The organism is Pedomonas mirosovicensis (genome assembly GCF_022569295.1).
Taxonomy (GTDB): domain Bacteria; phylum Pseudomonadota; class Alphaproteobacteria; order Sphingomonadales; family Sphingomonadaceae; genus Pedomonas; species Pedomonas mirosovicensis.
In genome coordinates this window covers 1,331,928-1,344,760 of sequence record NZ_JAKFIA010000001.1, presented here as the reverse complement: position 1 = coordinate 1,344,760, position 12,833 = coordinate 1,331,928, and the positions used below count along the sequence as shown (strand labels likewise).

At 64.1% G+C, this 12,833-nt stretch carries 10 protein-coding genes; 7 read left to right on the top strand and 3 right to left on the bottom strand.

Translation table 11 applies throughout. The annotated features are described in order from the left end of the window. The first annotated feature begins 35 nt into the window (after window positions 1-35). The 7 genes from L0C21_RS06435 (at window position 36) to uvrA (ending at window position 8,849) form a co-directional block, all read left to right on the top strand. The gene (locus L0C21_RS06435; RefSeq protein ID WP_259277571.1) at window positions 36-518 is read left to right on the top strand and encodes an RT0821/Lpp0805 family surface protein; all 483 of its coding nucleotides are present in this window, start codon (window positions 36-38) and stop codon (window positions 516-518) included. Window positions 519-702: 184 nt separating this feature from the next. Continuing rightward, the gene (locus L0C21_RS06430; protein ID WP_259277570.1) at window positions 703-1,665 is read left to right on the top strand and encodes a DnaJ C-terminal domain-containing protein; all 963 of its coding nucleotides are present in this window, start codon (window positions 703-705) and stop codon (window positions 1,663-1,665) included. 27 nt (window positions 1,666-1,692) lie between these two features. Continuing rightward, complete coding sequence (locus tag L0C21_RS06425) at window positions 1,693-2,574, top strand: YihY/virulence factor BrkB family protein (protein ID WP_259277569.1); 882 nt, start codon at window positions 1,693-1,695, stop codon at window positions 2,572-2,574. A 64-nt stretch (window positions 2,575-2,638) separates the two neighbouring features. Beyond that, window positions 2,639-3,442, top strand: coding sequence for an enoyl-ACP reductase FabI (fabI, locus tag L0C21_RS06420; protein ID WP_259277568.1), 804 nt, complete (start codon window positions 2,639-2,641; stop codon window positions 3,440-3,442). A 33-nt stretch (window positions 3,443-3,475) separates the two neighbouring features. Next, window positions 3,476-4,564 (top strand): chorismate synthase, encoded by a 1,089-nt coding sequence (gene aroC / locus L0C21_RS06415; RefSeq protein WP_259277567.1) that lies wholly within the window; start codon window positions 3,476-3,478, stop codon window positions 4,562-4,564. 250 nt (window positions 4,565-4,814) lie between these two features. Further along, window positions 4,815-5,615, top strand: coding sequence for an NUDIX hydrolase (locus L0C21_RS06410; RefSeq protein WP_259277566.1), 801 nt, complete (start codon window positions 4,815-4,817; stop codon window positions 5,613-5,615). A gap of 258 nt (window positions 5,616-5,873) precedes the next feature. Then, window positions 5,874-8,849 (top strand): excinuclease ABC subunit UvrA, encoded by a 2,976-nt coding sequence (gene uvrA / locus L0C21_RS06405; RefSeq protein WP_259277565.1) that lies wholly within the window; start codon window positions 5,874-5,876, stop codon window positions 8,847-8,849. A gap of 123 nt (window positions 8,850-8,972) precedes the next feature. On the opposite strand, the gene L0C21_RS06400 is transcribed toward uvrA, so the two are convergent. From L0C21_RS06400 to otsB, 3 genes are all read right to left on the bottom strand, one after another. After that, entirely contained in the window at window positions 8,973-10,262 is a 1,290-nt protein-coding gene (locus L0C21_RS06400; RefSeq protein WP_259277564.1) for an MFS transporter, read from the bottom strand. Between the two features lie 199 nt (window positions 10,263-10,461). Beyond that, complete coding sequence (locus tag L0C21_RS06395) at window positions 10,462-11,925, bottom strand: alpha,alpha-trehalose-phosphate synthase (UDP-forming) (protein ID WP_259277563.1); 1,464 nt, start codon at window positions 11,923-11,925, stop codon at window positions 10,462-10,464. Window positions 11,926-11,987: 62 nt separating this feature from the next. After that, window positions 11,988-12,719, bottom strand: coding sequence for a trehalose-phosphatase (gene otsB / locus L0C21_RS06390; protein WP_259277562.1), 732 nt, complete (start codon window positions 12,717-12,719; stop codon window positions 11,988-11,990). Window positions 12,720-12,833 lie beyond the last annotated feature (114 nt).

Here is a 12,833-nt window from a genome sequence, read left to right as displayed (position 1 = left end):
TTCGGGCGTTTACTCCCTCGAGCGTTGAGGGAGCAATGATGATGATAAAACGAGTTATCCTGATTGCGTCCATTTCTCTTGCTCTTTGCGCGTGCGAAGGCGCGGATCGCGAGCGGATCGGCACCATCGGCGGCGCGGCTGTGGGCGCCGTGGCCGGCAAGGCGATTGGCGGCAGCGGCACCAGCGGCACGATTGGCATGATCCTCGGTGCGGTTGCGGGCGGTTATCTGGGCGGCGAGATCGGCCAGAGCCTGGACAACAAGGACAAGAACGAGCTGTCCTCCGCCACCCAGCGGGCGCTGAGCGAAGGCTCGGTCGGTCAGTCCTTTGCCTGGTCCAACCCGGATACCGGCAACCGTGGCACCGTTTCGCCCACCAGCACCAGCTACGCCACGGCCGAGGGGCAGAACTGTCGCGATTTCACCACATCCGTCACGCTGCGCGAGGGCCGGTCGGGCACCAGCTCAGGCACGGCCTGCCGCCAGGCGGATGGCAGTTGGCGCGTGGTGCGCGGGTAGCCGCGCCAGAACCTGCACACAGTGCGTCCCCGTCCGGCCACGGATGCGGGTTGAGGCGCTGACGGCGCGTAACTCCCCCGGCGGGTTGGAGGATTTCGCCAGCCGCCCTTCACAACGGCTCGTCTAATGCTTACCTTGAGAGCCGGGCGTTGCATTATTGCAACAGTAAGATGAGGAAGCAGCGGTGGCGAGAGATCCGTACAGCGTGCTTGGGGTGGCGCGCGGCAGCAGCGACGACGAGATCAAGAAGGCCTATCGTAAGCTGGCAAAGGAACTTCACCCCGACCGGAATGCAGACAACCCCAAGGCGGCCGAGCGCTTCAAGGAGGTCTCGGCGGCCTATGCCATTCTGGGTGATCCGGACAAGCGCGCCAAGTTCGACCGCGGCGAGATTGGCCCGGATGGCGCCGCGCGCTCTCCGTTCGAACAGGCTTGGCAAAACCGGAGCGGCTCCGGCTCTGCCGGCGGCGGCTTCGCCTTTGAAGGCGATCCCATGGACATCTTCGCCCAGTTCTTCGGCGGCGGTCGGCGCAGGGCTGGAGCCGGGGCCGGGGCCGGCAACCCGTTCGGCGCGGGCTTCGGCGGGGAAGAACGCACCGCGAGCGCCCGCCCCCGGCCCAAGGGGCGCACGGTGGAATACCGCCTCGATATCCCCTTCGAGGCCGCGGCCCGTCTGGAACCGCAGCGTTTGACGCTCAGAACCGGCAAGACCCTCCAGATCAAGCTGCCGCCCGGCTTCGTCGAGGGGCAGCAGCTGCGCCTTGCCGGTCAGGGCGACCCTGGCCCTGGAGGCGCGGGCGATGCGCTGGTCTCGCTGCACGTCAAACCCCACGCCCTGTTCACGCGGGATGGCGATCATGTGCTCCTCGACCTGCCGTTGCGGCTGGACGAGGCGGTGCTGGGCGCCAAGATCAAGGTGCCGACGGTCGATGGCGCGGTCATGCTGAGCGTGCCTGCAGGTTCCACCTCGGGCAAGCTGCTGCGCCTGCGCGGCAAGGGCTTCACCCGCAAGGATGGCGCGCGCGGCGACCAGTTGGTCCGCCTGATGATCGATACCGGTGAGCCCGATGCCGAGCTCAAGCGTTTTGCGGAGACCTGGGCGGCAGGAAAGCGCCGCAACCCGCGCGAGTCCTGGGGCCTGTCGTAACCTCGCCCCCTTGCTACGAAACAGCTTATGACCAGATGGCGCATTCTCTCATCGACCCTGCTCGACACCCCGGCCGGACGAATCATCAGCAAGACCGCCTCAGGCTTCTTCTCCGATAACGGCGGGATCCTGGCCGGAAACCTTGCCTATCTCACCTTGCTGACGCTCTTTCCCTTCTTCATTTTCTGCGTCAGCCTGGCCGGGTTCTTCGGTCGCACCGATGAAGGGCTGCGCGCCGTCCAGATACTGGTGAACTCGGTTCCGTCGCAGGTGGCCGATGTTCTGATCGCCCCTATCAACGAGGTGCTGGCCAGTTCGACCAAGAGGGGCCTGCTCACCTTCGGCGCGATCGTCACGGTCTGGACCGCCGCCAACTTCATCGAGACCGTCCGCGTCATCGTGCTCATGGCCTACGATCAGACGTCGGATCGCTCCCTCTGGTACAAGCGGCTCCAGTCCACGCTTCTGGTCATCGCCTCGGCGCTGGTGCTCTTCTCCTCCATGATTGCCCAGTTCGTCCTCAACGCGGCGCGGAAGATGATCGAGAGCTACCTGCCCTGGCTCAGCGGCATCACCGACTTCATGAAGCTCGTCGGCTCCGGCGTCGCCCCCGCCATTCTGGTGCTTGGCATTTACGGCATGTTCCGCGCGCTCACCCCGCGCGAGGCCCTGCCGGTCCGCCACTGGCCCGGCGCGCTGCTCACCGCCGCCATCTGGATCGCGGCAACGCATCTGCTGCCGCTGGCCCTCACCATGATGGGGTCGTACAACGTTACTTACGGCAGCCTTGCAGGGATCATAGTGACCCTCCTGTTCTTTTATGTTTTAGGGATTGGCCTGGTGCTCGGCGCACAGTTGAATGCGGCATTGCGGTTGGAAGTTCTTCGGAAGGCAGAAACGCTTAGTTGACCGGCGCTTGCCTGCCATGCCATTGACGCGCCAACATCCGGAATAGAGAACGGAGACAAAGAAAATGACAGGTCTGATGGCAGGCAAGCGTGGCCTGATCATGGGCGTCGCCAATGATCGCTCCCTGGCTTGGGGCATCACGCAGGCTCTGGCGGCCCAGGGCGCCGAGCTGGCGTTCAGCTACCAGGGCGAGGCTTTGGAACGGCGGGTGCGGCCCTTGGCGGAATCAGTGGGCTCCGACTTTCTGATTTCCTGTGACGTATCGGACATGGCCTCCATCGATGCGGCCTTCGATGCGATCAAAGAGCGCTGGGGCACGCTCGATTTCGTTGTCCACGCCATCGGCTACTCGAACAAGGAAGAGCTGCGGGGCCGGTACGTCGACACCACCCTCGACAACTTCCTGATGACCATGAACATCAGCGTCTATTCCTTCACCGCCGTCGCCAAGCGGGCGGAAGAGCTGATGCCGAACGGCGGCTCGCTCCTCACCCTCTCCTACTACGGCGCGGAGAAGGTGGTGCCGCACTACAACGTCATGGGCGTTGCCAAGTCCGCGCTGGAGACCAGCGTGAAGTACCTGGCGATGGACATGGGCCCCAAGAAAGTACGCGTGAACGCCATTTCCGCCGGCCCGATCAAGACTCTGGCCGCCTCCGGCATCGGCGACTTCCGCTACATTCTGAAGTGGAACGAACTGAATTCGCCGCTGCGCCGCAACGTCACCATCGAGGATGTAGGCGGGGCCGGTCTCTACCTGCTCTCCGACCTGTCCGCGGGCGTGACCGGCGAGATCCATCACGTTGACGCCGGCTACAACATCATCGGCATGAAGGCCGAGGATGCGCCGGATATTGCCCTGTCCTAAGGGCTCCCTGCTTCAACGGATGGAACGTCTCGCATGAGTTGGAACAGCTTCGGTCACCTGCTTCGCTTCACCACCTGGGGCGAAAGCCATGGGCCTGCCCTCGGCGTCGTCGTGGACGGCTGCCCGCCGGGCCTGCCCCTGACCGAAGCTGACATCCAGCCCTTCCTCGATAAGCGCCGCCCCGGCCAAAGCCGCTTCACCACCCAGCGGCAGGAACCGGATCAGGTCCGCATCCTCTCCGGCGTGTTCGAGGGCAAGACCACCGGCACCCCGATCAGCCTCGTCATCGAGAACGTTGACCAGCGCTCGAAGGATTACGGCAACATTGCCGAGGCCTACCGTCCCGGCCATGCAGACTGGACCTACGACACCAAATACGGCTTCCGCGATTATCGCGGCGGCGGCCGTTCCTCCGCCCGCGAGACAGCGGCGCGCGTCGCGGCCGGGGCGATCGCCCGCAAGGTACTGGGCGAGAGCATCCGCATCCGCGGCTACCTCGTCGAGCTGGGCGGCGACGCCATCGACCGCGCCAACTTCAATGACGCCGCCATCGACGCCAACCCCTTCTTCTGCCCCGACCCAAGCGCTGCCGAGCGCTGGGCCGAGGCGCTGGATGCCGCCCGCAAGTCCGGCTCGTCGCTGGGCGCGGTGGTCGAGGTGGTGGCCAGCGGCGTGCCGGCCGGCCTTGGCGCGCCCATCTACGCCAAGCTGGATTCCGACCTCGCCTGCGCCATGATGACCGTCAACGCGGTCAAGGGCGTCGAAATCGGCAACGGCTTCGAAGCGGCCCGTCTGCGTGGCGAGGAAAATGCCGATGCCATGCGTCTCGGGCCGGACGGCAAGCCCCGCTTCCTCAGCAACAACGCAGGCGGCATCCTGGGCGGTATCTCCACCGGGCAGGATGTGGTGGTCCGCATGGCCATCAAGCCCACCTCCTCCATCCTCACGCCCGTGCCCACCGTCACCCGCAGCGGCACGGAGACGGAAGTCGTCACCAAGGGCCGCCACGACCCCTGCGTCGGCATCCGCGCCGCGCCGGTGGCCGAGGCCATGATGGCCCTCGTGCTGGCCGACCACCTGCTGCTCGACCGCGCCCAGTGCGGGGCCGTGCCGCGCGGGTAACGTCTCTGGTTTCTTGCGGGGGACTTGTCCCCCGCCCCCCTTCGATTTTTCGGATCGTACCCGGTGTCGACCGGGCGCGTTCCGCTCAAAACAAATGGGAGGTACAGGAGGGGGCTCGATAGTCTGTGCGCCGCCGCGCATGGGCCCCTCCTGTAAAAAAAGAGCTGGGAAAGCCCAAAGTCGTTGGCCTTCCGCGCTGCAAGGCCCCATTTCCTTGAACAACCCGGTTGTCGCTGCCACATTCAAGGCCATGACGAGTCAGCCTGTCCCCGCCGTTCCCGCCGCCACGCTTCTTCTCCTCCGCGACACGCCGCATGGCCTTGAAGTCTTCATGGTCGTGCGAAATCGCTCCATTGGCTTTGCCTCGGGCGCGCTGGTGTTTCCAGGCGGCAAGGTAGACGCGCAGGACAGCGATCTGGCCGCAAGCGACCTGGCGGAAGGTTTTCCCGCCCTTGCCCCCTTTGAGGCCGCCTGCCGCATCGCGGCGCTGCGCGAGGCCTATGAAGAAGCAGGCATTCTTCTTGCCCACCGGGCCAGCGATGGCGCACTGATCTCCGGCAGCGAACTGGACGCCCTGAGCGATAATCGCGCCCCCATTGCCTCCGGCGCCCTGCCATTCGCGGACTTCCTCCGCAACCACGACCTCCGGCTGGCCGCTGACCGCGCCGTTCCCATCGCGCGCTGGGTCACGCCGCCCGAGTCTCCCAAGCGATTCGATACCCTGTTCTACGTAGCGGCGGCCCCTGCCGACCAGCTTGCCGCCCACGACGGCGGGGAGTCGGTGCACTCGGTGTGGATTCGCCCAGACCAGGCCATCGCGGAGGGCGAGGCCGGCAAGTGGCTCATCATCGTCCCTACTCGCTTCAGCCTGGAATGGCTCGCCCAGTACCGCACCGTGGACGAGGCGATGGCGGCTGCGCGCACCCGCACCGTCGCGCCTATTTTCGGGCGCGTGGAGGTGCGGGATGGCATCGAGATGTTCTGCGTGGACGAGGCGGCCGGCTACCCCCGCTGCGCCATTCCGACGGCGCAATTGAACCGGGGCTTCTGAGACGGCAAGCCTTCGCCTGGCGCATGCCCCGCCAGCGGTCGGAAGCGGGCCACAGGGCACCGCATGCCGTCCTGATTACAGCCATGCTTCGCTTGACTTTTTTGCCTCCTCGCTGTTGTGGAGAAGGCCGTTTCCGGAAGACTTTCCCGTGCCGCTCATCCAAGGGGCGCCGCGATGATACCGGACGGCGAGAAACCCCATCGGGGCTCTACGCCTAGCCTCTTGAGTTAGGCGAACAAATATGGAACAAGTACAACCATGTTGACCCATATTTCGATCCGCGGCGCACGCGAACATAACCTCAAGTCCATCAACGTGGACATCCCCCGCGACAAGCTGGTGGTCATCACCGGCCTGTCCGGCTCCGGCAAGTCGTCCCTAGCGTTCGATACCATCTACGCCGAGGGCCAGCGCCGCTACGTGGAGTCCCTCTCCGCCTACGCGCGTCAGTTCCTGGAGCTGATGCAAAAGCCGGATGTGGACCATATCGAGGGCCTGTCTCCTGCCATCTCCATCGAGCAGAAGACCACCTCGAAGAACCCGCGCTCGACCGTCGGTACGGTCACCGAGATTTACGACTACATGCGCCTTCTCTGGGCGCGCGTCGGCGTGCCCTACTCTCCCGCCACGGGTCTTCCCATCGAGGCGCAAACGGTCAGCCAGATGGTCGACCGCATCCTGGCGCTGCCGGAGGGCACGAGGTTTTACCTGCTGGCCCCCATCGTGCGCGGCCGCAAGGGCGAGTACCGCAAGGAAATGCTGGAGCTTCGCAAGCAGGGTTTCCAGCGCCTGAAGGTCGACGGCGAGTTCTACGATATCGATGAGGTTCCCGCGCTCGACAAGAAGTTCAAGCACGACATCGACGTGGTGGTGGACCGCATCGTGGTGAAGGAGGGCGTCGCCACCCGCCTCGCCGACTCGCTCGAAACTGCGCTGAAGCTGGCGGACGGTCTCGCCGTTGCCGAAATGGCAGGCAAGACTGGCGACAAAGGCGAGCCGGAGCGGATCATCTTTTCCGAGAAGTTCGCCTGTCCGGTCTCCGGTTTCACGATTTCCGAAATCGAGCCGCGCCTGTTCTCGTTCAACAACCCGCACGGCGCCTGCCCCACCTGCGACGGCCTGGGCGAAAAACTCTATTTCGATGCCGAATTGGCGGTGCCCAACGGTGAGTTGAGCATTGCCGACGGCGCCATCCTGCCGTGGGCAAAGTCGAACCCGCCCTCGCCTTACTACATGCAGGTGCTCGAGAGCCTGGCGGATCACTTCTGCTTCTCAGTGCATACGCCCTGGCAGGAACTGCCCAAAAAGGTGCAAGACATCATCCTCCACGGCACCAAGGGCGAAGCCGTGCCGCTCGTCTTTCAGGACGGCCGCAAGCGCTACCAGGTGATGAAGCCGTTCGAGGGCGTGCTGAACAATCTAGACCGCCGCTGGCGCGACACCGAATCCTCGTGGATGCGCGAGGAGCTGTCCCGTTACCAAGCCTCGGCCCCATGCGAGACATGCAACGGCGCGCGCCTCAAGCCGGAAGCGCTGGCGGTGAAAGTGGGTGGCTGCACCATTTCGGAAGTGACCGAGAAATCGGTGGCCGACGCGCTGGCGTGGTTCGGCGAGCTTGCCGCCCAGCTGACGCCGAAACAGGCTGCGATCGCCGAGAAGGTATTGAAGGAAATTTCCGATCGCCTCGGCTTCCTCAATAACGTCGGCCTCGATTACCTTAACCTCTCCCGCTCCTCCGGCACGCTTTCGGGCGGCGAGAGCCAGCGCATCCGCCTTGCCAGCCAGATCGGCTCCGGCCTCACCGGCGTGCTTTATGTGCTGGACGAACCCTCCATCGGTCTGCACCAGCGCGACAACGACCGGCTGCTGGAGACATTGAAGCGCCTGCGCGACCTCGGCAACACCGTGCTCGTGGTGGAGCATGACGAGGATGCCATCCGCACTGCCGACCATGTGATCGACATGGGCCCCGGCGCGGGCGTCCACGGCGGCGCGATCATCGCCGAAGGCACGCCGCAGGATATCATGACGTCGGAGAACAGCCTCACTGGCGCTTACCTCTCCGGCCGCCGCATGGTGCCGCTGCCGGAGCAGCGTCGCCCCGGCTCGGGCAAATTCATCACCATTCGGGGCGCGCGGGCCAACAACCTGCGGAATGTCGATGCCTCCATTCCGCTCGGCACCCTTACCTGCATCACCGGCGTGTCGGGCTCGGGTAAATCCACCCTTACGCTCGACACGCTGTTCAACGCCGCCACGCGCAAGCTGAACGGCAGCCGCGTCATCCCCGGCGCGCACGATGCGCTCGAAGGCCTTGAGCATTTGGACAAGGTCATTGACATCGACCAGTCTCCCATCGGGCGCACGCCGCGCTCCAACCCGGCCACCTACACCGGGGCATTCACGCCGATCCGCGAGTGGTTCGCCGGGCTGCCCGAGGCGCAGGCGCGCGGCTACAAGGCCGGCCGCTTCTCCTTCAACGTGAAGGGCGGCCGCTGCGAGGCGTGCCAGGGCGATGGCGTCCTCAAGATCGAGATGCACTTCCTGCCGGACGTGTATGTGACTTGCGATACCTGCAACGGCCATCGCTACAACCGCGAAACGCTGGAGATCAAATTCAAGGGCAAGTCCATTGCGGACGTGCTGGAGATGACCGTCGAGGACGGTGTGGAATTCTTCTCCGCCGTGCCGCCGATCCGCGACAAGCTGGCCATGCTGAAGGAAGTGGGCCTCGGCTATGTGAAGATCGGCCAGCAGGCAACCACCCTTTCCGGCGGTGAGGCGCAGCGCGTCAAGCTGGCGAAGGAGTTGTCCCGCCGCGCCACCGGTAACACTCTCTACATCCTCGATGAGCCGACCACCGGCCTTCACTTCGAGGACGTTCGCAAGCTGCTGGAGGTGCTGCATGCCCTCGTCGAGCAGGGCAACACGGTCGTCGTCATCGAGCATAATCTCGAAGTTATTAAAACAGCAGACTGGATTGTGGACCTCGGCCCCGAAGGCGGCTCGCGCGGCGGTGAAATCATCGCCACCGGCACGCCGGAAGATGTCGCCGCCAACCCGCGCAGCTACACCGGGCATTACCTGAAGCCGCTTCTGAAGCCGCAGGCGATGACCAGCGCCCGCCCGGTACTGAAGCCGGTGTCAAAGACTCCTGCCAAAGCCGCCAACAGCGAGGAAGCGGAAGCAGCGCCGCGCCGCAAGCCTGGCCGCCCGCGCAAGGCTGCGGTGTAAGGCGGGGTTGCTTGTCTGTGCAGAGGGCCTGGGCCCTCTGCCCGCCTGAAGCATTGGAGCCGCCCGAAGCAGGGACCGCCAGGGGGAGCAGTGCTCCCCCTGGGCAAGGTCCGAAAACCGCCTTCAGCTCTTGCCCAAACCGTGCTCCAGATCCGTCGCGGCGGTTGAAATCACCGGAGAAGTCGCGGCGAAGTCGTACTGAACCTTGATCTCTTCCGGTGGAGCCTCGCGGATCCGCATACGCCAGACGACATAGCCGATCAGCAATATCTGGACGAGGCCGTTGAACCAGTAGAGGCCTTGCCCGCCCATGGCGTCGATGGAAGCAGCGGCCACCGGCGCGCCGATGGCCGAACCTGCCGCATTGACCATGAGCAGGGCGGAGGATGCCTCCACGATGTCCTCCTTCGGCGTGAAGTCGAACACATGGGCGGCCGCCACCGCATAGGCGGGCAGCGTCACTGCGCCGAAGAAAAGGGCTGTCCAATAACCAAGGCTCGTGCCCAGCGTCTGGATAACGAAAATGCCGACAATGGCGGACAGACCACAGATGAGGATTAGAAGAACGCGCCGTTCCATCCGGTCGGAAATCTTGCCGAGCGGGGCCTGTGCCAGCGCGCCACCGATCACCGCCGCGCTCATGAACCAGGCCGCATAGGCCACGGCGTTTTGCGGCCCATAATCCGGCGAGGCCTCGGCGGCCCCGCGGGCAACGACCGGCGTCAGGGTCCAGAATGCGCCATGCGCCATGCCGATAAGGAAGCTGCCCACAAACCCGGCGGGCGACAGCTTGAACAGATAACGCGGCCTGAGACGCACCGCCACCAGCGGCGCGGGCTGGGCCGAGCGGGTGAGCGCGATGGGCACGGCCGCAAACGAAACGAGGATGGAAGAAATCGCCAGCGCCTCGAAGCGGGACGGCTCGAATCCGGTAGCGATCATCTGACCAATCGTCATCACCGTGAGATTGATGCCCACGTAGGTGGACATAACCACGCCCCGGTTGGTGTTGTCCGCATAGTCGTGCAGCCAGCTCTCCAGCACGAGTGAAATACCCGCAACGCATATGCCGGTCGCGAAGCGACAGATGATCCAGATGACCGGATCGCCCACGATGGCATGGAGCAGCACCACTGCCGAGGCGACCGCCACCAATGCGGCGAAGGTGCGGATGTGCCCCGCTGTCTGCACGATGCGCGGACTATAAAGACACCCCACCACGAACCCGGCGAAATAGCCGGTTCCGAGAAAACCGATGGTGAGGTTCGAGAAATCCAGTATTTCCGCGCGAATGGGCAGTGCCAGCACCTGCACGCCGCTGCCCATGATGAGAAATGCCGTTGCCATCAACAGCGCGGAGATCGGCAGAATGACTGCGCGATATCCTGGCCCTGGTGCCTGCCGTTCCGCCATCAGACGCCTCCTTGCAAACCAACGCTGCAACAGACTTGCCTTGTTGAAACACCGCGAAGCTGTCAGGGGTCCATGGCGGCGCATTCAAGACGGCACGGCACAGGGATAATTTCGCCTCGGCTGGGCGCATAACGGGCGAGGCATGGGCACACACCTGCTGTGCCCATGCCATGCCTTATCCGCAGCGCCTCGGCCTGGCTTAAACCGCCGGGCGCACCGGCCAGTTTTCCTCGTTCTGCGCTTCCAGCCGCTGGTCCGTCTGCCAGTGGTAGCGGCTGGACGGCGGCGCCTCCAGCCGCCGGTTGCCCATGACCGCCTGCAGGCATGCCTGGCTCCACGCCGCCGCCGTATTACGGCGGATGGTTTCATACATGCGCCGCCACCGCGCCTGGCGTTCCGAGAGCGACATGGTCAGCGCGATATGCAGCGCGTCCGCAATCTCTTCTGGGTCGAAGGGGTTAATCAGCAACGCATCCTGCAATTCGGCGGCAGCGCCGGCGAAGCGGGAGAGCACCAGCACGCCTGGATCATTCGGGTTCTGCGCTGCCACATATTCCTTGGCCACGAGGTTCATGCCGTCTCTCAGCGGCGTGACGAGACCAACGCGCGCGATCCGATGGAAACCCGCGAGCATGGAACGAGGCATGTCCCGCGTGATGTAGCGCAGCGGCACCCAGTCGAAATCAGCGTGTTGACCGTTGATCTGCCCCACCAACTGGTCGAGCTGGCGTTTGACGTCGCGATATTCCTTCACGTCATCGCGCGAGCGCGGAGCCACCTGTAGGAAGCCCACGTGCTGCCTGTGCTCGGGGTATTTTTCCAATAGCCGGCCATAGCCGGTGAAGCGCTGCGGCAGACCCTTGCTGTAGTCCAGCCGGTCTACACCCAGAATGAGCGCCTTGCCGCCCATGCTTTCGCGCAGCCGCTCCGCATCGTCCTGATGCTCGGCCTGCACGGCCATGTTGGCAAAGCCCTCCGTGTCGATGCCAACCGGAATGGCGCTGGAAATACAGGGACGGTTCGGGCCGAAAATCACCCCTTCCTTGCTGATGGAATAGCGCAGGATATCCCGCACGCAGGCGCGGAAGTGGTGAGCATCCGTCTCCGTCTGGAAGCCCACATGGTCATATTCGCACAGCGCCGATAGCAGCGCCCGCCCTGGCGGCAGCACCGAAAACAACGCCGGCGGCGCGAAGGGAATGTGCAAGTAAAAACCGATGCGCCCGGCAAAGTTGCGCTGGCGCAAGCAGGCCGCGAGCGGAATGAAATGGTAATCGTGTACCCACACGATGTCGTCGGGCTGAAGAATGGTCATCAGGGCATCGGCGAAGCGATGGTTGACCTTCAGATACCCTTCGTAGTCGCTTCGATCGAACTGCAGCAGCCCCGGCCGGTAATGCATCAACGGCCAGAGGGTGCGGTTGGCGAAGCCGATATAGAATTTGCTATAATCCTCCTCCGATAAATCCATGGCGATGATCCGGGCGCCTTCAGCATTGTGCTGCGTCAAGCGGCCGGATGTCTCCGTGCGCTTGCCGCTCCATCCGAACCAGATCGTCTCGGGCGTCAGAACATCCTTGAGCGCCGTGGCGAGGCCACCCGGAGCCTGTCCCTTCTTTCCGCCGATGGTCACCCGGTTGGAAACAATTACGAGTCGTGCCACGTTATATTCCTTCGGCTGAGTCATAAGCATTGGTACGTCCTGCAGGGCTCTTGCGTTCCCTCTCAGGGTGGACATTGCGCCGTTTGCGGTGCGCTTTGCGACGCGATGCGCCAGAGCCACTCCCGGACGGAACTAGGCCCACCGCCAAAATCCTGCGGCACGCGCATGCCGCGCCCGCCCAGCAGCAGGCAGGCACGAATACCGTCCTCGTCCGTAACATCATCGCCAATGAAAATGGGCTTGCGCCCCTGGAAGGGCGAAAACCGCATCAAGCGGCGCACCGCCGTGCCCTTGTCCAGGCCACGTGGGCGCAACTCCAGCGCCATCTTGGCCTCGCTGATACGAAAGGTCGGCCAGCGGTCGATCGCGCGCTCGAGAGCCGCTTTGACCACCGGTTTCTGCTCCGGCGCGAGGCGGAAATGCACTGTCAGGCAGCTTTGCTTTTCCTCGATGATGACGCCATCCAGCGCGCCAAGCGCGCCGCGCACGAAGGCGGCCATCGCCTCCGGCACGCAATAGCGTGCGCCAAGCTTGAACTGGTAGCCCGGCGGCAGCTTGAAAATGGCACCATGCTCCGCCACCAACGGCACCGGGCAACGGGGCAGGAGTCGGGACAGATCCGTCAGCGGCCGCCCGGAGATAACGGCAACCGCGCCGCCCAGGCGCTGTTGCAACCGCCCAAGCAGGGTCACGAGGTCATCCGGCACATGAACCGCGTCAGGACGGGGCGCGATATCGATCAGCGTTCCATCAAGATCAAGAAACAGAGAGATCTCATCAGCCGCAATATCCATCAGTCCCCACTCGCCAACTTCAGTAAGCTTGCTGAAATCGGGTAAGTCGTTCTGAACAGGCTATTGATATGGAATTGCTTTCAGAGATTTCAAACCGTAGCGCCTGAGTTCTGG

What these genes read in the sequence shown, in the direction of transcription:
- uvrA (WP_259277565.1), top strand. Translation starts at nt 5,874, where the DNA reads ATGTTGACCCATATTTCGATCCGCGGCGCACGCGAACATAACCTCAAG.
- L0C21_RS06410 (WP_259277566.1), top strand. Translation starts at nt 4,815, where the DNA reads ATGACGAGTCAGCCTGTCCCCGCCGTTCCCGCCGCCACGCTTCTTCTC.
- L0C21_RS06435 (WP_259277571.1), top strand. Translation starts at nt 36, where the DNA reads ATGATGATGATAAAACGAGTTATCCTGATTGCGTCCATTTCTCTTGCT.
- otsB (WP_259277562.1), bottom strand. Translation starts at nt 12,719, where the DNA reads ATGGATATTGCGGCTGATGAGATCTCTCTGTTTCTTGATCTTGATGGA.
- L0C21_RS06400 (WP_259277564.1), bottom strand. Translation starts at nt 10,262, where the DNA reads ATGGCGGAACGGCAGGCACCAGGGCCAGGATATCGCGCAGTCATTCTG.
- L0C21_RS06425 (WP_259277569.1), top strand. Translation starts at nt 1,693, where the DNA reads ATGACCAGATGGCGCATTCTCTCATCGACCCTGCTCGACACCCCGGCC.
- fabI (WP_259277568.1), top strand. Translation starts at nt 2,639, where the DNA reads ATGACAGGTCTGATGGCAGGCAAGCGTGGCCTGATCATGGGCGTCGCC.
- aroC (WP_259277567.1), top strand. Translation starts at nt 3,476, where the DNA reads ATGAGTTGGAACAGCTTCGGTCACCTGCTTCGCTTCACCACCTGGGGC.